17 protein-coding genes are annotated in these 22,213 nt (G+C 70.5%); 13 read left to right on the forward strand and 4 right to left on the reverse strand.

From position 1 onward, the window contains the following. The first annotated feature begins 51 nt into the window (after positions 1-51). Both ACZ7JZ_RS18175 and ACZ7JZ_RS18180 read left to right on the forward strand, forming a co-directional pair. The gene (locus ACZ7JZ_RS18175; RefSeq protein WP_470940021.1) at positions 52-1,044 is read left to right on the forward strand and encodes a DNA cytosine methyltransferase; all 993 of its coding nucleotides are present in this window, start codon (positions 52-54) and stop codon (positions 1,042-1,044) included. A gap of 11 nt (positions 1,045-1,055) precedes the next feature. Beyond that, positions 1,056-2,459, forward strand: a complete 1,404-nt coding sequence (locus tag ACZ7JZ_RS18180) for a DNA cytosine methyltransferase (protein WP_470940024.1) — start codon at positions 1,056-1,058, stop codon at positions 2,457-2,459. Here ACZ7JZ_RS18180 and ACZ7JZ_RS18185 read toward each other — a convergent pair. The 3 genes from ACZ7JZ_RS18185 to ACZ7JZ_RS18195 are packed head-to-tail and all read right to left on the reverse strand — an operon-like array spanning position 2,434 to position 6,455. Further along, positions 2,434-3,312: a DUF6339 family protein gene (locus ACZ7JZ_RS18185; protein WP_470940027.1), complete on the reverse strand. Its 879-nt coding sequence runs from the start codon at positions 3,310-3,312 to the stop codon at positions 2,434-2,436. The genes ACZ7JZ_RS18180 and ACZ7JZ_RS18185 overlap by 26 nt on opposite strands. Beyond that, a complete protein-coding gene (locus tag ACZ7JZ_RS18190; protein WP_470940030.1) occupies positions 3,309-4,304 on the reverse strand; it encodes a hypothetical protein in 996 nt (331 codons plus the stop codon). Before ACZ7JZ_RS18190 ends, ACZ7JZ_RS18185 begins: the two co-directional genes overlap by 4 nt. 3 nt (positions 4,305-4,307) lie before the next feature. Next, positions 4,308-6,455, reverse strand: a complete 2,148-nt coding sequence (locus tag ACZ7JZ_RS18195; protein WP_470940264.1) for a helix-turn-helix transcriptional regulator — start codon at positions 6,453-6,455, stop codon at positions 4,308-4,310. A 542-nt stretch (positions 6,456-6,997) separates the two neighbouring features. On the opposite strand from ACZ7JZ_RS18195, the gene ACZ7JZ_RS18200 reads away from it, so the two are divergent. The 11 genes from ACZ7JZ_RS18200 (at position 6,998) to ACZ7JZ_RS18250 (ending at position 21,653) form a co-directional block, all read left to right on the forward strand. Beyond that, positions 6,998-7,192: a hypothetical protein gene (locus ACZ7JZ_RS18200; RefSeq protein WP_470940033.1), complete on the forward strand. Its 195-nt coding sequence runs from the start codon at positions 6,998-7,000 to the stop codon at positions 7,190-7,192. 195 nt (positions 7,193-7,387) lie between these two features. Next, complete coding sequence (locus ACZ7JZ_RS18205; RefSeq protein WP_470940036.1) at positions 7,388-12,151, forward strand: DEAD/DEAH box helicase; 4,764 nt, start codon at positions 7,388-7,390, stop codon at positions 12,149-12,151. Further along, positions 12,148-14,052 (forward strand): UvrD-helicase domain-containing protein, encoded by a 1,905-nt coding sequence (locus ACZ7JZ_RS18210; RefSeq protein WP_470940039.1) that lies wholly within the window; start codon positions 12,148-12,150, stop codon positions 14,050-14,052. The genes ACZ7JZ_RS18205 and ACZ7JZ_RS18210 overlap by 4 nt, the downstream gene beginning before the upstream one ends. Beyond that, on the forward strand, positions 14,049-17,306 hold the full coding sequence (locus tag ACZ7JZ_RS18215) for a helicase-related protein (RefSeq protein ID WP_470940042.1): 3,258 nt from the start codon (positions 14,049-14,051) through the stop codon (positions 17,304-17,306). The genes ACZ7JZ_RS18210 and ACZ7JZ_RS18215 overlap by 4 nt, the downstream gene beginning before the upstream one ends. Further along, a complete protein-coding gene (gene drmB, locus ACZ7JZ_RS18220; protein WP_470940045.1) occupies positions 17,303-19,168 on the forward strand; it encodes a DrmB family protein in 1,866 nt (621 codons plus the stop codon). Before ACZ7JZ_RS18215 ends, drmB begins: the two co-directional genes overlap by 4 nt. A 465-nt stretch (positions 19,169-19,633) precedes the next feature. Next, the gene (locus ACZ7JZ_RS18225; protein WP_470940048.1) at positions 19,634-19,906 is read left to right on the forward strand and encodes a hypothetical protein; all 273 of its coding nucleotides are present in this window, start codon (positions 19,634-19,636) and stop codon (positions 19,904-19,906) included. After that, positions 19,903-20,265, forward strand: a complete 363-nt coding sequence (locus ACZ7JZ_RS18230; RefSeq protein ID WP_470940051.1) for a DUF6907 domain-containing protein — start codon at positions 19,903-19,905, stop codon at positions 20,263-20,265. Before ACZ7JZ_RS18225 ends, ACZ7JZ_RS18230 begins: the two co-directional genes overlap by 4 nt. Further along, positions 20,262-20,630 carry a DeoR family transcriptional regulator gene (locus tag ACZ7JZ_RS18235; protein WP_470940054.1) on the forward strand — a complete coding sequence of 123 codons (369 nt, stop codon included), beginning with the start codon at positions 20,262-20,264 and terminating at the stop codon, positions 20,628-20,630. The genes ACZ7JZ_RS18230 and ACZ7JZ_RS18235 overlap by 4 nt, the downstream gene beginning before the upstream one ends. An 8-nt stretch (positions 20,631-20,638) precedes the next feature. Further along, a complete protein-coding gene (locus ACZ7JZ_RS18240; RefSeq protein WP_470940057.1) occupies positions 20,639-20,800 on the forward strand; it encodes a hypothetical protein in 162 nt (53 codons plus the stop codon). 8 nt (positions 20,801-20,808) lie between these two features. Next, a complete protein-coding gene (locus ACZ7JZ_RS18245) occupies positions 20,809-21,318 on the forward strand; it encodes a hypothetical protein (RefSeq protein WP_470940060.1) in 510 nt (169 codons plus the stop codon). Beyond that, on the forward strand, positions 21,315-21,653 hold the full coding sequence (locus tag ACZ7JZ_RS18250) for a hypothetical protein (protein WP_470940063.1): 339 nt from the start codon (positions 21,315-21,317) through the stop codon (positions 21,651-21,653). Before ACZ7JZ_RS18245 ends, ACZ7JZ_RS18250 begins: the two co-directional genes overlap by 4 nt. A 254-nt stretch (positions 21,654-21,907) precedes the next feature. Here the strand turns inward: ACZ7JZ_RS18250 and ACZ7JZ_RS18255 are convergent, their stop codons facing one another. Further along, positions 21,908-22,138, reverse strand: a complete 231-nt coding sequence (locus ACZ7JZ_RS18255) for a hypothetical protein (protein ID WP_470940066.1) — start codon at positions 22,136-22,138, stop codon at positions 21,908-21,910. Positions 22,139-22,213: the final 75 nt, after the last annotated feature.

Genomic DNA, 22,213 nt, shown 5'->3' on the forward strand with positions numbered 1-22,213 from the left:
TGCGGCAGCGCCCTGCCCCGTGATGGAATGGGCACAACAGAGGAGGAATCGTTGAGCGGGCTGAGTTTCGTCGACGTCTGCTCGGGAGCGGGTGGCCTCGCCCTCGGGGTGGAACGGGCGGGTTTCACTCCCCGGCTCCTCCTGGACAGCGACGCGACCGCCTGCGAGACGCTCAAGTCCAACCGGCCGCACTGGAACGTGCTGAAGGCGGACCTCCTCGACTTCGACCCCGTGGACCACCCCGAGGTGTACGACGTCGACCTGCTGACGGCCGGCCTCCCGAGGGTCAGGTCGAGTGCGACAGTGACACGGCAGTCGGACCTCGAACTACGCCTCATCGAGGCGACCGCATACCTGGTCCACGCAGTCCAGCCGCGTGCACTGATCATCGAGAACGTGCCCACCCTGGTCGACGAGGACGCCCTGGCACCGATCCGGGACTTCCTCCGCGAAGAGCTGGAGCACCTCGGCTACGCACTGACCTGGTTCATCCTGAACGCGGCCGACTTCGGAGTGCCCCAGCACCGCCTGCAAGGCATCGTCGTGGCCGTCAAGCAGCAGTGGGCCGGCGCCTTCCGGCAGCCCCGGCCCACCGTCCACCCGCACGTGTCGGTCGGGGCGGCTCTGGCACCGTCGATGGGTTCCTGCGGCTGGCCGGACGCCGACCGCTGGGCAGCCCAGGCGACGGGCGTGGCACCCACCCTGGTGGGCGGGTCCAAGACGCACGGCGGTCCCGACTTCGGTCCGAGCGGTACGAAGGCCAGATGGCGACGGATGGGGGTCTACACGAAGTCGTTCGGGAACGAACCGCCCGGTCCGGACTTCACATGGGATCCGTCGCTCGGTGACGAAGGACTGGTGCGGATCACGGTGGACCAGACCGCGCTGCTCCAGGCGTTCCCCGAGGCATGGCGGATCTCCGGTCTCAAGACCGCCCGGTACCGCCAGATCGGGCACGCGACCCCGCCGCCTGTCGGAGAGGCCCTGGGACGGGCCGTCGCCGAAGCACTGAACGGGGATCCGCGAGGGTCCGCGGCCGGCTAGACTTCCACCACATGACCAGCTCGGCGCACCAGCAGCCCACCCTCGACAATCCCTTTGTCCTGGACCTCTTCGCAGGACCGGGAGGACTGGACGTCGCTGCGTCGTGGCTCGGTGTCCCGAGCCTCGGGATCGAGTGGGACAAGAGTGCGTGCCTGACGCGGTACGCGGCCGGGCTGGACACCATCCACGCCGACGTGAGCGCGGTACGCAGGGACTCCTTCGAATCCCTTCCGCCGGAGATCAACGTCCTCGCGGGCGGCCCTCCGTGCCAGACGTACTCCGTGGCCGGGCACGGCGCCGGCCGCCAGGCCCTGGAGTTGGTCGAGGGCTACATTCGGCGGCTGATGGCGGGTGAGCCCGACCAGACGATCGACGAGGAGCTGAAGACCCTCAGCGATCCGCGTACCGCACTGGTCCTCGAACCCCTTCGCTACGCGATTCAGGCAACCCGGAGCGCCGCTCGGGGGGGCCGCCCGTACGACGTGATCGTCCTGGAACAGGTCCCTGCGGTGGAAGGGCTCTGGAGTCGCTACGCCGAGGTCTTGGAGGAAACCGGACTCCCCGACGGGACCAAGTACAAGGTCGCCGTCGACACGCTCGCCACCGAGACCTACGGAGTGCCGCAGACGCGGTCCCGCGCAGTGCTGATCGCCCGGCGTGAAGAGCTCGGCGAACCATCGCTCCCCGAAGCGACCCACCATCCCTACGACGCGAAGGAATGGAACCGCAGGAACGGGACGCGAAGCCCCGGCCAGGCCGCGGAACAGCTGTCTCTTCGCGAGGCCGCCCCGACCGGGGGGGAGGGTAGGCATCGGAAGCACTGGAGGTCGATGCGGGACGCCCTCGGGAAACCGGTGGGCTCGTACACCGGACGCCTGAAGCCCTTCCTGGTCCGTTCGAACTACGGCAGTTCCGGGATCCCGGGGAGGCGGGGAGTGCGGACCGACCAGCAGCCCGCCGCCACCGTCACCGGACGCATCTCCCGCTTCGTCGTCTTCGAGCACCTCGACGAGAACATCGTCTACGAGGGTCCGCGGTTCACTACAAACGAGGCCGGGATGCTGCAGACCTTCCCGCCGGACTACCCCTGGACCGGTACGGCGCAGGCCCAGCAGGTGGGCAATGCGGTACCGCCCCTGTTCGGTGCACACCTGCTGAGCGCCGCCCTGGGCCTCCCCGAGCCGGACCCGGACGTGCCGCTGAACCCGTGGCAGCCCGCCACCGAGGAGCAGCGGGCCAAGCTGCGCAGCAGCGGATGCGGCGCCGCCGACTCCTGCACCGACAGGTGTCCGCGCCCCGAGGACCAGGTGCCGCCCCCTTCCACCATGCGCCCGCGCAAGGAGAAGAAGGAAGGAAAGGCGCCGTCGGAGCAGTCGGGCCCGCCACGGCTCAACCGCCGCTCTTCCTCCCCCTGACCGGAGCGGTCTCGAACAGCTCCGCGAAGTAGTCGGTGAGCGCCGCCACGGATTCCTCCTGGACGGGGTCCTCGTCGGGCCCCTGGGGGAGTTCGTAGCGTTCGACCGGGGGAGCAGACTCCGCTTCCGCAATCCACTCCCGCAGCCGGGCGGGGTCGCGGGGCCGGTCCGGCGCGAGGACGTCGTAGACAAGGGTCGCCCCCGCCGCGTTGATAGCAACGCTGAGGCCGTTGACCGCCCGCCCACCAGAGACCTGGCCGCTCTCCAGGAGGCGGACCAGGGCCTGGGCAGTGGGACGGTGGTCGATCAGCTCGGTCCGGAGGACGGTGTGGATGAGGTCCTGGTTTCCGCAGGCGAGCTCGACCGGTCCGTAGTCCGGCCCGTTCCTGAACAGCTCGGCCGCCCACCACAGGCGCGAGAAGCACTGCCGGTCCGCGGGGCCACGGAAGCGCTCGGCGGCGACACGCTTCTCCGGCCTGCTCGCCGTCGGCTCCGACAGGTGCCGCCAGACCACGTAGTCCGGGGCCACGGCCAGGGCGAGGTGGTTCCACAGCCGCTTGTCCGCCGCCTCCCGCCTCGTCAGGCGCAGCGTGGCGTGGAGCCGCGGCGCGAGCCAGGCGTCAGCACGGGTGCGGTCCTTCCGGAACTCGTACATGGCGTCGTCCACCAGGCTCCGGACAGGCTCGACCAGCCACCTGGCGTCGTCGCCGGGGAGGGGCTCGACGACCTTGGAGAGATCGATACCGCCGTGGACCTGTTCGCCTCTGAGCAGGCCCTCGGTGAGGAACGGATCGACGGCAGAGGCGGCGAGCAGCCCCAGGCGCTCCGGTACGTGGTTCGGTTGGGTGATCACGTCTCACTCTCGCGGTTCATCTGTTCCAGACTGCGGATGACAAGGGCAAGCGCCTTGGTGGCGTCGGCGCGGCGGACAGCCGCGTAGTGGATACGCGTCTGCAGCCCCGACCAGCCCGACTCACCTGTGCGCCGGAGATGGACCTGCCGCAGGGCCTCCTCGACGTGGACGCCGGGAACCACGTCCGGGAGCATCTCCCGCAGCACCTCGCCCTGCCAGTCGGTGGGGAAGACCGGCACGCCGCCGGGTTCCACCTCCAGGTCGCCGACAGCACCGTGGAACACCGCGGTCCAGACGTCGGTGGACATCTGGGCGACCAGGAGGTCGCGCACCTTGCTGTCCACTCCCGACGCGCTGCTGTCCAGCAGATCCATGACACCTTCGACATCTGTGTTCACGAACACGGTGGGGACTCGGGCCGATGTGTCCACGACCCAGGGAGCGTCGGCGTAGGACTGGAGCCACGCCCGGGAGCTCCTCTTGAACGAGGCCTTCTGGACATCGAGCTGAAGCCCATTGACCGGCTCGTCGGAAACCGTATCGATGATCCAGCTCCGGTCGGTCTCGGCGATCGACCGTCCGCGCACTCCCTCAACCGTCCCGACGGCGTACGCGGCGACAGAGGCCCGTCCCATGTGATCGTCGCGGAACACCTCCAGGGATCCGGACCAGTCCCGGCCGGCTTCCGCATCGAGCGTGAGGTCCACAGAGGTGCGGACATTGGTCTCACCGTCCGTGAGCACGGCAAGGACGCACAGGTCCGACCAGGGCGCGTCCGGTGCGTTCGCCCCGGGCGGCAGCGTCGCCGAGACACCGATCCTGGCGCTCACCCAGTCCGCGTGGCCCGCGATGCCGAGCGCGACGGCCTGCTGCTGGTTCGAGTAGGCAGTGGTCTCCAACTGGTCACGCGTGCCGTCGGAGAGCTTGAGGGAGACCGAGGTCACTCGGAGCGTGACCGGCCGGTTGAGCCGCTTGTAGGGGTAGATCTTCACGCGTCATTCCCCCTTGCCGGCGCGGAGTTCGACCACGAGCCGGGTGAGGCTGGTCCTGACCGGGTGGCTGGTGACGTCGGTGGTACCGCGGAACTTCGCACGCCGCACGCCGGGTGCGAAGAGCAGCACTCCGTCCACTGCTTCGCAGCCCTCGACGCCCACCAGTTCCGCCCAGTCCAGGCGGGGGCGGCCCCCCGAGCGCACGTCCAGCTGGGCCACCGGCACCATCGGCACGATCTCGTCGCCGCGCGAGATCGCGACCTCACCGGTGATCTGCCACTCGCCTGCGTCGCCGACCACTGCGTCGAGCCCGTCCAGGACGGGGACCACCGGGCCGGCGGGTGTCTTGGCCTTGGGCCGCGACCGCACCGTCAGCGCCTTGCGCAGGGCTTCCCCGCCTTCGCCGCTGCCGCGCTTCGGCCGTGCCACGAGTTCTCTCACCGCATTGTTGGCCTCGGCGGTCAGCGCGTTGATCCGCCGGTACGCGGACGGCGACCACCGCAGGGTCAGCTCCTCCGTCTGCCCCCAGCGGTCGTGCTCGGGAGGTTCCGCCGCACGCAGGAAGTCCTCGGCCTCCTTCGCGAAGGGGGCGGTCCCGCCCGCAGCCTCCCCGACCAGCAGAACGGCCTGGAAGGGGTTCGTGCTGCTCGGCAGCCTCGGGACTGGGGTCTTCTTCACGGTCATGCGGTTGCCGCGCAGTGTGTGCATGCGGTTCTTCGCCCCGTCCCTGTCCCCCTCGGCCTCCGTGACGAGCAGGACCGCCTGGTGTGTGCCGAGCGTCCCGTGGGCGCCCCCGGACAGCGGCAGCTTCAGCGGAACGGTCCGCGCCGCGACCTGCCCGGCCTCGGTGAGCCGGTCCACCGTGGTCCCCTCGTAGTGCGCCCTCAGGGCACGGGTACGCGCCGGCTGTTCGGCAGACGGGTCCACCTGCTGCTCCGGCACGACCTCCCTGCCGTTGCGCAGGGCCCGTACAGAGACCTCCAGGAGCGGGAGCCTGCCGCCGCCACCCGTCATCGCCGCCCAGAAGTCGCGCCCCAGCGCCTCGACGAGCCGGGCGTGCATCCTGCTGATGTCGCGCGTGTCCTCAACGCCCTCCTCGTCACCGGTGAATGCGTCCTCGGACTCGGAGGAGTCCGCTGCGAGGCCGGCCACGTCGTGCGCACCGACGATGAGGAAGGACGTGCCGGGCTCGTCGCCCTCCCGGGCCAGGTGCAGGTTCTCGACGGTCTCCTCGTCCGCCCACCAGGAGCGGGCGACCGCGGCCCCGGGCGAGTCGGGGTCCGGGCGCCCGAACCAGGCCGGGCCCGCGTACGACTCGCCGTCGACCTCCCGCCAGGGCAGTTCAAGGCGGCCGATCACCCGTCGTTCGGTGCGGCCCTCGTGGGGTACGGAGAGGGTGGAGTTGATGAGCACGAGGCCTAGGGAACTGGTGGCCCACAGCGTCGCCTTGCCCAAGCCGTACGACCCGCCTGCCCCAGGACCGGACTTGAGGCTCTCCAGCTGGCGTCTGACAACGGCGGCGAACTTGCCGTCCGCGTAGTCGTCGCCGATCAGCCCGGAGGCGTTGTAGTCGTCGACGCGCAGCAGGATCAAGCGGCCCTTCTCGTACATGTCGCGCACTCCGGCGTCCACGACCCGACCGACCTTCTGGCTTCCGGCGGCCTCGGAGACAGCGGCGTAGTGCGGGAAGAGGTCGTTCCAGAGGACGGCCTCGCGGAAGGCTTCCAGGGCGTCGCCGGTGAGCTCGTGCAGGGTGTAGCGGACCCTGACGGGGCGGCCGTTCTCCGTAAGCCGCTCGTCCAGGCTGTTCTGACACGTCTCCCGTGCGAGGACCTGCACGTCGGCATCGAAGGCGAAGGCGGCGGCGTTGCCGAGGTCGCGGCCGCCGTCGGGGTAGCCGGGACGGTGGTACCAGGTGACGGGGAGGCCGGCCTGGGTGTCCGTGGTGCGGGTGTGGACCGTACCCACATCCGTGCCGAGCGCCCTGGCGATCTCCGTCATGGCGGTCGGACGGGGAGTCGACCTGCCGGTGATCCACGCGGACACGGCGGCCCGGGTGAGCCCGAGCTCGTCAGCCAGGTCGGCCTGCGTCTTCCCCGCGAGCTTGAGCTGTCGGGCAAGCCAGGGCCCGAACTCCTCGCCTGTCTCCATGCACCGCCCGCTCTCTCCAGTGCCGTGCCAGGTGTACACGGCGTCGGCCACGAGGCTAATTTGACAGAGACGTCGACGTCAACCAGAAGTTGATCGGGCTCGACCCGCAAGACCGCTAAAGCTTGCTGTCCAACTTGCCCCAAATGTCCAGATCTCCACACCTTCTGCACCATCTCCGCGTGACGGGCACTCAATTTTAGCCAGAGGAAGCGGAGTTGGAGGTTGCGCCGCCGACTGGGCGCCGGGTAATGTTTTATGCGATGGGCTTCCCATCTCGCTCGCAAAATCCCGAAACGGGAAGCCGGGCGACCTTGGGAGAAGTCTGCCCAAACCCAGAATCTCGCCCCCTGCCCGGAATTCACCCGCAGAGCAACGGAAACGCCCCACCCGCAACAAAGCTGTAGAGGCGAATCCCCCATCGCCTATTGTTGACCATCAAAACCGGGGGTCGACCTAATTTTGCTCCATCTCGCTCCACGGGGGACGTGTATCCACACATCCCTTTTATAGCTGCATGATGCAACCACATTAAGGTGGACTGAATGACCGAGCAGGACAGCGAGTGTTTGGATTCGCACCGGGAGTCGAGCGCATTCGAGCTGGCCGTCTGGACGGCTGAAAGCCGGGACGCGGTCCGCGACATTCTCGACGGCTACGGACTGTCGGAGGAGGTCTTCGCAGGGAGGTTCCCCGTCCTGGCGAAGGCGGCCCAGCGCCTGCCGGACGCCCGGGAGTAGTCCGTCCCCCGGCCTGATTCAGCACGTCAGAGGCCTGAAGTCTCGGTATCGCAACAAACAGCGCCTTCACCGCGAACCCTCCCCTCCGCGAAGGCACTGTGGAAATCCACGCCCACCGGCACGGCGAACGACGGGCGCGCCGGCCCGTCGTTCGCCCTTCCGTCCAGAAATCTCGACACCAGGAGCGCAGAAGTAGTGCCGTCATTGTCCTCTTCGGTCGTTCAAACCGTCATCGAGCAGTCCTCGCGTGTCCTGCAGACGTATGCCGTGGATCCCGGCCTTGTGGCCGAACACGCCAACGGAGAGCGCCGTATCACCCAGGGAGGATACGGCGACCGCCAGCTTTTCGAGCTTGTTCAGAACGCGGCTGACGAAATGTCTGACGGGGCGGGTGGGCGGGTTTGCGTCATTCTCACCGAATCCCATCTGTACTGCGCAAACGAGGGGAACCCGGTCACCCCGGAAGGCGCTGAGACAATTCTCCGAATGAGCATGTCGAAGAAGCGCGGCGGCCAGATCGGGCGATTCGGGGTGGGCGTAAAATCGGTTCTCGTGGTGACCGACGCACCGGAATTCTTCAGCAGCACCGGCAGCTTCGGCTTCGACCGCGCCTGGTCGTACGAACAGATCAGCGCCGTACCCGGCGTGACGGCACGCTACGGCACCGGGTTCGACGCCCCCGTGCTGCGCATGGCCCGCCCTCTGGACGTGCAGGCCGAGCGCGCCTCCGACCACGTCCTGAACGAGCTGCTGGGCTGGGCCACCACCGTCGTCCGCCTGCCCCTGCTCCCGAAGGCGGACGACCGGCTGGGCCGGGACATGCACGGTGGGCGCGGCAAGGACCACGGCGAACCCCGCGAGGAGTTCCCGACCGGCTTCCAGCTCTTCTCGCCGCATGTCGCCAAGGTGGTGCTGGAGGACCGCCGGCCGCGGCCCGTGGCCCGCCGGACACTGACCGCCCAGCGGGTCGGCGACCTGCACACCCTGGTTGAGGAGCGGACCGGGAAGTCCGTCGCCAGCGACCGGTGGCGCGTGTTCACCACCACCCACGAACCCGGCCCCGGTGCCCGTGCGGACGCCGGCGAACTGCACGACCGGCTCTCGCTCGACCTCGCCTGGGCTGTCCCCGCCCTGGAGAAAGACCCGGAGAGCGGTCTCCACGTCAGCCCGCGATCACGCGGGCGCGGCAGGTTCTGGTCCTTCTTCCCTACCAAGTACGAGATGTCGCTGAGCGGCATCCTCAACGGCGCCTGGAAGACGAACGAGGACAGGCAGAACCTCCTGGATTCCTCCCCTTTCAACCAGGAAATGATCCGGATGTCGGCGAGGCTGGTCGTCGACGCCCTCCCTGCCCTGGCACCCGAAGAGGACCCCGCCGCCTACCTCCCCCTGCTGCCCGGCCGGACCAAGGAGGCGGTCAGCTGGGCCGACGAGTTCCTGACCCGCGAGATCTGGGCCCGCACCGCCGACCGTCCGGCGCTGCCCGACCAGGACGGCGTACTGCGCGTCCCGGCGACGCTGAAGATCCACCCGCGCCTCGACAAGGACCTGAAGAGGCTGTCCAGGTGGCTGCGGATGTGGCACGAGTGCCCCGGACGCCCCTCGGACTGGCTGCACCCGAGTGCCGAGGCGGACGCCCTGCGGTCCGGGAAGGTCGAGCACATCATCGCTGCGGCCGGGCACGAGCGCACCGGTGTCCGGGAATGGCTGGAGGCCCTGGTCGGGACCGGGACCCCCGAGGCGTCGGCAGTGGCCGTCCGCATCCTCGCAGACATGGTCGAGAGCCGTTCGGCCCATGCCGAAGAGGCCCGCAGGGCCCGCATCGTGCTCACCGAGGAGCACGGGCTCGTCGCTCCCGTGCACGGGAAGGTGTTCCGGCGTGCGACCCGGAACGGCCTTCGGGAGACCCTGGTGTACGTGGACGACAGGCTCTCCCAGGACCCTTCGCTGGCCCACGCGCTGAACGTCCTGGGTATCCGGGAGGCCGACGTCGAGGGCAGGTTCGTCAGCGTCCTGGACCAGGGCTTCGACCACTACGGCGACTCTGACTGGGAGCGCTTCTGGGAGCTGTTCCGTCAGGCGGGGGTGCGGCGGCTGGCCCACACGGTCCTGGAGAAGGTGTCCACTCCGCGCACGGTGCTCCGCGTGCGCACCGCCGACGGCCGGTTCCGGCCGGTCGGGGACTGCATGCTGCCGGGTGCCGTGGCCGATGCGACGCGCGACCCCGGCATCGCCGTCGACATGGGGTTCCACTCCGACGACACCCCCTTCTTCTCCCAGGTCGGCCTGCAGGAACGACCGTCCGGCGGGGTCCGCCCCCAGGAGGACGAAGCGTGGTTCGTGGAGTACCGCGAAGCCCTCCACGCCGCCTACCTGCGCGGATTGGACAGTCGTTCCCCGCGCCCCGCGCTCAGCCGGATGAAGGTCGAGGGCGCCGCGATCGGCGGCCCGCTCCACCTCTTCCGTGCCCTGTCCGAGGAGTCCCGGGCCGCTTTCCTGAAGGTGCTGCCCGACGACGCCGTCGTGGACAACTGGACACGCCAGATCGGTGCACAGACCGCCACGCGTCAGGCCGTGCCCTCGCCGATCCGATGGATGCTGAGGAAGTTCGGCACGACCGCCACCTCCCAGGGGATCAAGCCGGTCAAGGAGGCCGTCGGACCGCAGCTCGCCGACTACCGGGACGTGCTGCCGGTCGCCGACATCTCCCCCGAGAAGGCTCGCAGGCTGCGGCTCCCGACCACGGTCGACGAGGTCCCCGCCGACCGCTGGGACGCACTCCTCGACGAGGTGTCCCGCAGCGCGGACGACTCCTTCGTCGGTGCCACGTACGTGATGCTGACCCGCATCGGCGCGGACTTCCCCGAGGACTCCCTCACCCGGTGCCGGATCGGAGACGCCTGGGAGACCCGGCCCGACGGCGAGATCACCGTCGCCGTCGGCACGGCCCAGTACCAGGCGCTGCGCGCCGAGCAGCTCCCGGCGCTGCTCGTGCCGACCACCGGCGACGCCGAGCTGATGGTCGAGAAGTGGGGCATGCTCCGCTACGCCGACGTGATCAGCCTGGAGACCCGGGAAGTACCGGTGGGCGACCCCGTTCCGCTCGTCGAGCTGTTCCCCGCCCTGCGGCAGCGTCTGAACAGCGGCAACCGCAACAGCACGGTGCAGCGGTGCACCGAACTGGAAGAGGTCACCCGTACGCCCAACGGCACGCACGCCTCCCCCCTGGACGCCGTGCGTCAGGACGGCACCGTCAAGGTCCGGGTTCCCCTGGCCCCGGAGCCGATGCTGCGCCTGATCGACCGCGAGCTCGGTCTGGGCCTCGGCGCCGCCGGCTGCCGGTCGGTGCTCGACCACCAGGACCGTATGGAACGCGACGGCGAGCTGAAGGCTGCGCAGAAGGCGGTACGCGAGGCCACGGACGTGGTGGCCAAAATCGACCTTCTGATCGGCGCCGACGCCCTCCGCAGCGGTCTCCCCGAGGGGTTGATGGAGGCGGAACTCCACTCGACCGGCGGTGTGGAGCCGACCGGGCACCGGATCGCACAGATGGCGTTCAACGCGCACGGTGACGGCGTGCTCCAGCAGCATGCCAGGGACATCCAGGCGCGCTTCCCCAACGCTCCTGTCGCCTACGGCGGTTCGTCGGCGGCCATCGCATTCGTCTCGGACCTGAGGCTGCCGGTCGCGTTCGCCGGTTCGAGGACGCCGTCCCCGCCGCCGTTCGAGACCGTCGAGGGCCCCCGGGACTTCCCGGCTCTGCACGGGTACCAGGAGGACCTGGTCCGGAACATCTCGACCATGCTCGACCGGTTGGCACCCCAGCGCGGCATGCTGTCGCTACCGACCGGCGCCGGTAAGACCCGGGTCACCGCCGAGGCGGTGATCCGCTGGGTGAAGCGGGTCTCCGACCTCAAGGGCCCGCTGCTGTGGATCGCGCAGACCGAGGAACTGTGCGAGCAGGCCGTCCAGAGCTGGAAGTTCGTCTGGAGCAGGGTCGGCGCCGAACGCCCTCTCACCATCAGCCGGCTGTGGAGCACCAACGAGGTGGGCGACATCGTCGACCATCCGCACCTGGTAGTCGCCACCGACGCCAAGCTGGAGCGGTGCCTGGACACCGACCAGTACGCCTGGCTCCGCCAGGCCGCCCTGGTGATCGTGGACGAGGCCCACACCGCCATCTCCAAGCGGTACACCGAGATCCTGGGCCACCTGGGGCTCACCCAGTACGAGACGGGCAGGCACCTGCTCGGCCTGACCGCCACCCCGTTCCGGAACACCAACGAGGAGGAGACGCGCCGCCTCGTGGGACGGTTCGGCAACCGGCGGCTCGACGAAGGCGTCTTCCCCTCGGGCGACCCGTACCGCGACCTCCAGGACTGGGGCATGCTCGCGCAGGTCGAGCACCGCACCCTCGAGGGCGGACGCATCGAGCTCACTCAGGACGAGAAGACACACGCCGACCGCATGGCCATGCTCTCGCGCTCAGCCGAGCAGCGGCTCGCCGACGACCACACGCGCAGTCGGCGCATCGTCGACTCGGTGGCCGGCCTGCCGGACGACTGGCCGACCCTGCTCTTCGCGACCTCCGTCGACCACGCCAAGTACCTGGCGGCCATGCTCAACGACCGGGGTGTCCCGGCCGCTGCCGTGGACTCGACGACCAGTGCACAGGACCGCCGCACCCGCATCGAGAAGTTCCGAAGCGGCAGCATCCGGGTCCTCACCAACTACGGTGTGCTGACCCAGGGGTTCGACGCACCCGCCACCCGTGCCGTGGTCGTGGCCCGACCGGTGTACAGCACCAACGTGTACCAGCAGATGATCGGCCGCGGCCTGCGCGGACCGCGGAACGGCGGCAAGGACAGCTGCCTGGTCCTCAACGTCAGCGACAACATCGCCAACTTCGACACCAGCCTCGCCTTTACCCAGTTCGAGCACCTCTGGAGCCGGAAGTGACCGACGCCTACCAGGACAGTCCTCCGCTGACCGCCGAGCAGCTGGCCGTGGTCGAACAGCCCTGGGACGCCCGTGTACTGGTCACGGCAGGCGCCGGTGCCGGAAAGACCCACACCCTCGTTCGCCGGCTCGACGCACTGTGCGGTGGCGAGGACCCCGACCAGGCGCTGGAAGCCGCCGAGATCCTAGTACTCACCTTCTCCCGCGCGGCGGCCCGCGAGCTGCGCGAGCGGATCACCCGGCACGGGGAGCGGGCCCACCGGGTGCGCGCCCGTACCTTCGACGCATGGGCCTACGAGGTGCTCCTCCAAGCACACCCGGACGGCGAGTGGGGTGCGGTCGGGTTCGACGCGCGGATCGCGGCCGCGACCCGCGCAATCGAGGACGGCGCTCTGGAGATCGACGACGCGGTGCCCCCGGCCCATATCGTGATCGACGAGGTGCAGGACCTGCTGGGCGGGCGCCGGGAGCTGGTGGAGACGGTCCTCGACCGGTACCAGAACAGCTGCGGGTTCACCGTCGTGGGAGACTCCGCACAGTCCGTGTACGGCTTCCAGATCGCGGACCCGCACGAACGCGCCGACGAGACCGGCCGGTTCTTCGACTGGCTGCGCTGCTCCTACCCCGACGACCTGGTGGAGCTGCGTCTCACCGGGAACTTCCGGGCGGCTACGGCCGAGGCCGGCATCGCACTGCCCTACGGCCCGCTCCTCCAGCAAGTGACGGGACCGGACGAGGCCGAGCGGCTCTACGACGAACTGCGCGATCTCCTGATGGACCCGGCGAACGGCATGGGCGACCTCGGCGACGAGTACACCCTGGATGGCCTGCGCGGGCTCTCCGACACCTGTGCCGTCCTGACCCGTGACAACCGGCAGGCCCTCGTGGTCTCCGCACTGCTGCACGCCCACGACATCGACCACCGGATACGGCGCCCCCTGGAGGAGCGGCCGGTGCCGTACTGGGTGGCCGAGCTGCTGCGCCGGACGGAGGCTACAGGCCTCACCGAGGACCGGTTCCGTACCCTCCTCTCGGACATCCCCCTCCCCTGGAAACCCGACTCCGCCGCCCTGTGGACGGTACTGCGCAGGGTCGCACGCGGAGCAGGGCGCGGGGTCCTCGACCTGGACGGGCTGCGTCGTGCGGTCGCCGACGGCAGGTTCCCGGACGAAGCCGCAGACCCCGAGACCGCCCGCATCGTCGTATCGACGGTGCACCGCGCGAAGGGCCTGGAGTTCGACCGGGTGGTCGTCCTGACGCCGCCGTCGCCCGCCGAGCTCCACAAGCAGCACCGGGAGGAGTTGGACCTTCCCGCCGAAGCCCGCGCCCTGTACGTGGCCATGACCCGCGCCCGCCAGGACCTGTACCACGCGGCCCCTCCCGAACTGCCGCACTTCAAGCGGGCGGGAGGCCGTCGCGACGGCCGCCGCTACATCGGATCGTGGCGGTCCTACGACCGCTACGGGATCGTCGCCGGGGCGGGCGACATCTGCCGCGACGACCCGCCCGGCCACCGGACCGACGCCGTCGCCGCCCAGGCGTACCTCTTGGAACGGGTGCGGTCCGGGCAGGAGGTGCTGCTGCGCAAGCGCCACGACCTGCCGGTGGGCGGGTCCGAGAGCCCGCCGTACGCCCTGGTGCACGACGGCGTCGAGATCGGAGAGGCCTCGCAGCGCTTCCGCGAGGATCTCTTCGGGGTGCAGAAGGTCAACCGCAACTGGGACCCCTGGTGGCCCGACGAGATCCACGGCCTGCGGATCGACACCCTGGAGACCGTGACGGGCAGCACCGCCGCCGGTACGAACGCCGGGCTGGGCGGGCGCGGGGTGTGGATCGCCCCGCGGATCACCGGCATCGGCCGGTACCGGAGAGCCGACGACTACGAGGAGCAGCGCTCATGACACAGGTGGCAGGCCCCCACGCGGAGCACTACCGGGTCAGGGACGGGGAACTGCTGGTGGGGCTTCGCCGCGAGCTCCTCGGCCCCGCCCCGGACGCCGTGCCGGACGACCGGCACGAGGTACTCGCCCAGGACGCACCGATCGACCGCTACCTGGCCGGTGTCCTCTACCCGCGGGCGGCGGACAGCGCCGCGAAGGCGCGGAAGGACGAGGACGAGGCCGAGCAGGCCGGACTGGACTCCGCCCCCCTGCTCACCCGTGAAGAGGCCGAGGAGTCCGGCACAGCGCAGGATGTGGGTGCCTCAGCGGACAGGCGTCCTTCCTCCATGGGCCTGACCTTCGCGGTCCGTCCGACCGTGAGCAGCATGATCGTGGTCTCGGCGCGCGCCGCTGTCTACGTGCCCACCGACGCCGGCGGCACGCCCGTCCCGGCCCGCCGGGCCGAGGCCCGTACCACCTCCGACCAGCGGGAGCAGTGGCGGCGCAGGGAGATCACCCTCCCCGACCAGCACATCGACGTGACCCGGCCGGATCCGAAGAAGACCATCGAGCTCTCTCCGGAGGCGCTGCTGCATGTCAACGTCCGGCCCGCCGATGCGGTCCACAACACCGTCACGGTCACGGTCACCCTGATCAATCGCCAGACCGTCGGCGAACGGGACCTCCAGGACGCCTTCTCCCTCTTCCAGTGCGGCTTGGCGGTCCGGGCCGCAGACGGCTCCACCGCCTTCGTCGAGCGTCCCGCCCCCGCCGCCGCCCACGACCCCGAGATCGCCACGAGCCGGTTGCTGCACCGCCACGCCCCCACGTTCGCAGTCGGCCACGGATGCGCTGCCGAATGGGACTGGACCCCCCAGCCGATCGGTATGACAGAAGCCGAGACGCCCGCCGTCCCGGAGGTGCGGAGCCAGTTCGTGCCCACTGTGGAGGTGCTGCTCACCGACTCCAACCCGGAGATCGACAGCTCCGCCCTGTCCATGCTCGGGCTGGCCGAGCAGTCCGATGCCGGGGTCCTGACCGCTCTGGAAGATCTCGCCACGGGTTACGGGCACTGGATCGACGGCAAGTCGGCCGAGGCGGCCGCTCTGGCGGGCAGTGCCTACGAGAAGTCCGCGCAGCAGCAGGTGGAGGCCTGCGGCGAGGCTCTCGACCGGATCCGTGAGGGAATCGGGCTGCTGCGGACCAAGCCCGATCTCATGCACGCGTTCCGTCTCGCGAACCGCGCCATGGCAGACCAGCGGGCCCGCAGCAAGTGGGTGAAGGACGGCCGGATCGGGGCCCCCGATCCGGCCGCCGGCCACTGGCGCCCCTTTCAGATCGCCTTCGTGCTGCTCTGCCTGGCCGGCATCGACGACCCCGAGCACCACGACAGGCGGGTCTCCGACCTGTTGTGGTTCCCCACCGGCGGTGGCAAGACGGAGGCGTACCTCGGACTGATCGCCTTCACGTCGTTCCTGCGTAGGATCCGCAAGGGCGCAGACGGGGGCGGAGTCACCGTCCTCATGCGCTACACGCTGCGGTTGCTCACCCTCCAGCAGTTCGAGCGCGCCGCGACTCTGCTCTGCGCCATGGAACGCATGCGCCGCCGGACCCCCGAGTTGGGCGAAGAGGCGTTCTCCGTCGGTATGTGGGTGGGGCGTTCGGCCACTCCCAACAAGCTGGTTGTGGCGGGTGAGAAGCTCGACGCGCTGCAGAGGAATCTCGACAAGCAGCTCGCCACCGAGAACCCCGTCCAGCTGCACGCCTGCCCCTGGTGCGGGACCCGCCTCGACGCGCGGAACTACGAGGTAGATCTGGACGCCCAGCGGATGCACGTCCGGTGCCCCGGCGCGGACTGCGACTTCACCGACGGCCTGCCCGTCCATCTGATCGACGACGCGGTCTACGCGGCACGACCGACCCTGGTGATCGCCACCGTCGACAAGTTCGCGTCGATGCCGTGGCGCCCGGAGACCTCCGCGCTCTTCAACCGCGACGACACCCCGGAGGGGGGAACCCCGCCCCCCGAGCTGATCGTCCAGGACGAACTCCACCTGATCTCCGGACCGCTGGGGACGCTCACGGGGCTCTACGAGACGGCAGTGGACGCCCTCGCCGACCGGCCCAAGGTGATCGCCTCCACGGCCACCATCCGCCGTGCCGCCGATCAGGGCCGCCACCTCTTCGCCCGCGAAGTGCGGCAGTTCCCGCCGGCCGGGCTGGACGCCCGCGACTCGTGGTTCGCCGTCGAAACCTCACGGGAGGGGAAGGCGAGCCGGCGCTACGTCGGCCTCCTGGCCCCGGGCACCAGCCAGTCCACCCTCCTGATCCGCACGTATGCCACCCTGCTGCACCGGGCCAAGCAGGCGAAGGCGGGGGACGGGGTGCGCGACGCGTACTGGAGCCTCGTCGGCTACTTCAACAGCCTCCGGCTCCTGTCCGCGGCCGAACTCCAGGTCCACGACGACGTGGTGGCCTACCTGGAGGTACTCGCCGAGCGCGAGGGGGTGGAAGCCCGCACGCTCGCCAACTACTCCGAGCTGACGAGCCGCATCGACGCGAGCGAGATCCCCAGCCGCCTCAAGGGCATCGAGCGGCGGCTGCCCGGTGACGACACCGTGGACGTGCTCCTGGCCACCAACATGATCGCGGTCGGCGTGGACGTGGACCGCCTCGGCCTCATGGCCGTGATGGGCCAGCCGCAGACGACCGCCGAGTACATCCAGGCCACCAGCCGGGTCGGCCGCGCGCATCCCGGCCTGGTCACGGTCATGTTCAACTCGACCCGGTCCCGGGACCGTTCGCACTACGAGAGCTTCCAGCACTTCCACTCGGCCCTGTACCGCGAGGTCGAGTCCACCTCCGTCACCCCGTTCTCCGCCAGGGCCCGGGACCGGGGGCTCCACGCAGTGATCGTCGCGCTCGCCCGCATCATGATCCCGGCTGCCCGGCCCAATGAGGGCGCCGGGCGGGTCGAGTCGTACGAACACGTGGTCCGGGGCCGGATCAAGTCGATCCTCCTGGACCGCGTGAAGGCGGTTGCCGAGGAGGAGGCCGACATCGTGGCGCAGGCATTCGACGAGTTCGTCGAATGGTGGTGTGCAGAAGCCGATGTCCACAGCGGCCTCCTGTTCGAGCCGCAGAGGGGCCGGCGCACCCCGTCGCTCCTGAAGGCGTACGACGATGAATCCCAGGACGCCGAGGCGTGGCCCACGCTGTGGAGCCTGCGCGATGTGGACGCCGAGACCGCCCTGTTCATGGAGGGAACACGATGACCCCGCCCCCCGCTCGCCGGCAGCGGACCGGCACGTCCGGCGCTGCACCCGCCCGCAACCTTCCGCGGCGCGGTGCGGTCCGCCGCGCCCAGGTGATCACCACGTACGGCGTCGGATCCCTCATCGCTGTCGACCACGAGTCCTTCATCGTCTCCGGACTCGACGGGGCTGAGCAGAGCTGGAACCGGGAGGAGTCCCCGAAGATCCACGAACGGCGCCTTGCCCGGGTGCTCGGTGTCGACTTCTTCCGGCTGCCGCCAGCTTCCGACGACGCCAGCAGGGACGGTCTCCGGGTCCGGCGGTTCCCCCTGATGCACTCCTGCCCCGAGTGCAACGAACTGCAACGACACCGCGAGTTCACCCCCCCTGTCGGGCGGAGCGTCTGCGGTACGTGTGAGGCCGACCTGGTCCCCTCCCGTTTCGTCGTCGCCTGCGAGGCCGGCCACCTCGGCGAGTTCCCGTACCGGGAGTGGTTGCACCGCACAACGGACCGCGGCGCCGCGAGGGCGGCGCCGTGCGGAGGAAAGCTCAAGATGCGCACGTCGGGGCGCACGTCCTCGCTCCGCTCCATTCTCATCTCCTGCACCTGCGGGCAGGTTCCCGAGGTCTCGATGGAGGGTTCCTTCCGCAGGAACGCGCTCAAGGACCTGGGCCTGCGGTGTCAGGGAACCCGCCCGTGGCTCAGCGCGTCCGTCCCGGCTCCCGGGTGCGGACTCGCCCTGCGCACACTCCAGCGGGGTTCATCGGCGTTGTGGCAGCCGGTGCTGAAGTCGGCCCTCTCCATCCCGCCGTGGAGCAACGGCCGATCGGACCCGCTCGCCGAGCACTGGGCGGCCCTCCGGGAGTACGACGCACGGGAGCAGGTCGAGATCTACCTCAAGGGTGCGTTCAGAGGGGCTTGTCCGGTACCGCTGGACGAGGTGATGGCACTCCTCGACGCGGAGCGCGAGGAGGACCCCGACGGCGAGTCGGCCCCCACTCCCGACCACCGCTACCTCGCGCTGCGCAACAAGGAGTACGAGCGCCTCCGCGCGGGCAACGAGGAGGGCAGCCACTCCCACGACGAGCAGTTCGTCTGCGAGGCGCCCCTGGGCGACCAGAGCGTGCTGGACCCTCTCGGTGTCACCGGACCGATGCTGGTCAAGAGGCTTCGCGAGGTGCGCGCCCTGAAGGCGTTCACCCGGCTCGTCGATGCCGAGTCGACGACCGGTGCCCCTGAGGTGCCGCTCTCGGAGAGTCCCCTGCGCTGGCTCCCGGCCATGGAGGTGCGGGGCGAGGGCGTATTCCTCAGGCTGGACGGGGACCGACTCGGCGCCTGGGAGGAGAGCGCTGCGGTTGCTGCCCGGGTCGAGCGGATGCGCACCGCCCACCAGCGGGTGCTCGAACAGCGCGCCGACGACCCGAAGAGGGTCGTCCCGTCGCCGGCAACGCCCCGCATGGTCCTCCTGCACACGCTGGCTCACGTGCTCATCAACGAGTGGAGTCTGGAGGCCGGCTACCCGGCCGCGGCACTGCGCGAGCGCCTGTACGCAGCCGACGGCATGGCCGGGGTGCTCGTCTACACGGCGACGAGCGACTCGGCTGGCAGCCTCGGAGGCCTGGTAGCCCAAGGTGAACCGGAGACTCTCGGCCGTACGGTGCGCTCGGCCGTCCACCGCGCCGAATGGTGCTCGTCGGACCCCCTCTGCATGGAGACCGAGGCATCCGGTGCGGGAGGCGTCAACCTGGCGGCCTGCCACGCCTGCGTGATGCTGCCGGAGACGAGTTGCGAGCACAACAACGTCCTACTCGACCGCGCCCTCCTCGTCGGCACCCCCGATGAGCCCCGAGTCGGGTACTTCGGGGGCGTCCTGGGCCGGTGACGTCGATGGTGGAGGCGACCTGACACAGGATGCCGCCCTCCCGGATGCCGGATTCCGGAGCAGTGCCTCCACGGCTCCGGAATCCGGCAGGGCGCAGGCACCCCGCCTCCCCAGCCGTACAGGTATTGCCCGGTCAGCAGAAAGCCCCAGGTCGCTAGCTACGCGACCTGGGGCTTCGATGGAGCCGCCTTCGGGATTCGAACCCGAGACCTACGCATTACGAGTTTTCGTACTGCTCGGCCGCGTAGGGTCGCTCCGGGTCGTATCCCCTGCTCAGACGTCGTCTGGACCTCGCACGACCGTACCCGATCCGGGGCGAACTGCAACGGCAACTGCAACGCGCTCGGCACGCGGTCCGCCGCACTCCGCCGTCCACTACCCCGTGGGCATGGCGGCGCCGTCGGATGCTCGAACATCACGACGGCGCCTTGATCCGAACTTCCTTCGCATCAAGGAGTCCAAACCGTGAACGACCGTACCCCGCCCTCCGAGCTCCGCGGCCTCCTGGCCGCCGTGCTCGAAGCGCTCGCCATCCCCGCCCCCACGACGATCGGCGACCGCGAGACGCACCACCAGGTGCTCGCCGACCGGGCGATGCACGCACAGATCGCCTTGGAGAACGTCCTCCACAACGGCGACGACCCCGGGTGGTCCGCGGACTACCTCCGCGCGCGCCTCGCCGACCACCCGCCCACCGGCTACCGCGCCGCCGCACCCCTGCCGAAGGCCGGCCGGTGACCGGGCCCCGCACCGTCACGGTGCACACGATCGACCACGGGCCCGTCACCCTGCCGGAGCCGGCGTGGTGCACCGGGCATGCGGAAGCGCCGGCGGAGTACCGCAGCGACGTCCACCACGCCGGGCCCGAGATCGTCCGGGGCTACAACGGCCGGGCCGTGCTCTCGGCCGAGCTGGTCGAGTTCCCGTTCGGTCAGCAGCCGATCAAGCCCAGCGTGCACGTCGAGCTGTACATCCCCGCGGCCACCCTCGCCCCGCCCGAACTGGAGGCCCTGGCTGCGGTCCTGACCGAGGCGGCGGCCGAGCTGCGGCAGCTGGCGCTGCGCCTGGCCGTCCTCCGGGCCGGGGGTGACTGGTGACCTCGCCCCTGACGATCGAGGCCCGGCGCGCGCAGGTGCGCCAGCTGGCGCACGGTGGCGCATCCACCCGGAGCATCGCCGCACAGCTCGGCATCTCGAAGGACACCGTCCGCCGCGACCTCGCGCAGCAGCCCGCCCCGGCGGGGAGCCGGGCGGAGCGGCTGGCGCACCGGGTGGCGCAGGCCGAGGCCGCGGTGAGCCAGGCATGCGCCGCAGCTCAGGCCGTCGCCGACGCGGCCCCGGCGTACACGATCGCCGACGATGCGACGGCTGCGCGCTGGTACGCCGCTCTGCGCGCCGCGGCGGATCAGCTGGCGGCGCACGCCGACGCGTTCGGCGACTACTACCCGCGCGCCACCGGCTGACGGCCGCCGTGCTGCCGACCGTGTTCTTCGCGGTCGCCGCCCTCGCCGCGCTCGTGGGGCTCCGCCTCACGGGCCCGGCGCGGGCCCGCGACCTTCACGCCGCGCCCGTCGTCGGGACCGCCGCGTTCATCCTGCTTCTCGCCGCGCTCGCCGCGGCCGCCCTCCGGTGAGGACCCCCGTGAACATCGTGACCATCGGCGGCGTGACCGTCGGCCTGTGCATCCTCATCCACTTCGGAGTCGGCTGGTGGCCGGGCTCGAAGCCTCTCCGCAAGGACCCCGTGAAGCACGCCGCGGCGCTCCTGCCGTTCCTCGCCGCGTGGGCGTACGGCGTGCTGGCCATCCTCGGCGTTGGCGGCCTGGTCGGCTGGACCGCCGACACTGCCCTGTGGATCTCGAACTGGCTCGGTGACGTTGCCCTCGTGTGGGGTGTCGGCGGCCGGGCCGGGCAGAGCGCGTCCGCCGGCACCTATCTGCCGCTCACGCAGACCGGGGGCGCCCTGGTCCTGATCCTGACCATTGCCCTGGTGGCGCTGGCGAAGAAGTCCCAGCACGCCAGCGACATCAAGCGCGGGGCCTGGTGCGGTGTCTGCCTCGGTACGTCGGCCGGGGTGGCCGGGTTCGCCGCGGTGCCTCTCGCGCAGGCCGTGAACTGGCTCGGCGGGACCGTGTACGGGGTCCTGGCGTGAGCGCCGCCGAAGGGCCGTCGGTGGGCGGCAGGGCGGCGGGCGGGTGCGTCCTCGTGGTCGGCGCGCTGGTGCCCCTGGCGGGCGTCTTCGCCGCTTCCCGTGATGCGGGGGTGCTGACCGTGTGGGGGTTGGCGGTCGTCGCGTGCTGGCGCGAGTGGCGCCGACCGGTGTCCGATTCGTCCGCCACTCCCCCACCGGGGGAGGAGCCCCTCTCCGACGACGTTTACGCACGTGACGGCGTTGCCATCGACCGCATCGAGAGGACCCCGAGCGGGGTTATGTGCATCATCCATCCGGTCCGGGAGGAGGTGGACGGCCCCCAGGATCCGGCCTGACCGAGGCCTACACAGCGGCCCCCGGCGCCAGCGTGCGCGCCGGGGGCCCGCTGCTGTCCGGCCGGCCGTGCTCCGCCGCGGGCACGGACAGCCGGAAGATCACTCACGCTCCCGTGCCACCCTCCGCCGGCACGCCGGGTCCCCTTCCGGGTGAGCCCAGTTGCTCGGCCGGGCCCCGGACATCGAGTCGGGGGCGGTCTCGCGGGCCGGGCCGAGGATCGTCCGGTCGCATCGGCAGCAGATCCGGCCACCGCTCACCGGCCGCCCTCGCTGTGGCACGTGCAGTCGCAGCGGCGGGCGGGGATCGCGAGGTCGCCGAAGCAGGTGCGGACCTCCCCGGGCCGGCAGTACTCGTGCTCGCCGAGGCGGCAGGGGGGCAGGGTGTGTTCGTCAGCGTTGGCCCGAGGCTTCCGGGCGGGGGCATGCTGCTGCCGGACGGGGGCGGGGTCGAGGACGGCGCGTACGGCGCCCGTTGCTGTCGCCATGACCAGCAACGTAGGAATCCGGCCCTCGGCCGGTCCGCCCGGTTGCGCCGGATTGCGCGGCCGACCACCGGCGTT

This window comes from Streptomyces sp. NPDC038213 (genome assembly GCF_055600495.1).

Excerpts from the sequence above, each read along its gene's own strand:
- ACZ7JZ_RS18180 (WP_470940024.1), top strand. The coding sequence starts at position 1,056 with ATGACCAGCTCGGCGCACCAGCAGCCCACCCTCGACAATCCCTTTGTC.
- ACZ7JZ_RS18195 (WP_470940264.1), bottom strand. The coding sequence starts at position 6,455 with ATGGAGACAGGCGAGGAGTTCGGGCCCTGGCTTGCCCGACAGCTCAAG.
- ACZ7JZ_RS18200 (WP_470940033.1), top strand. The coding sequence starts at position 6,998 with ATGACCGAGCAGGACAGCGAGTGTTTGGATTCGCACCGGGAGTCGAGC.
- ACZ7JZ_RS18215 (WP_470940042.1), top strand. The coding sequence starts at position 14,049 with ATGACACAGGTGGCAGGCCCCCACGCGGAGCACTACCGGGTCAGGGAC.
- drmB (WP_470940045.1), top strand. The coding sequence starts at position 17,303 with ATGACCCCGCCCCCCGCTCGCCGGCAGCGGACCGGCACGTCCGGCGCT.
- ACZ7JZ_RS18255 (WP_470940066.1), bottom strand. The coding sequence starts at position 22,138 with ATGGCGACAGCAACGGGCGCCGTACGCGCCGTCCTCGACCCCGCCCCC.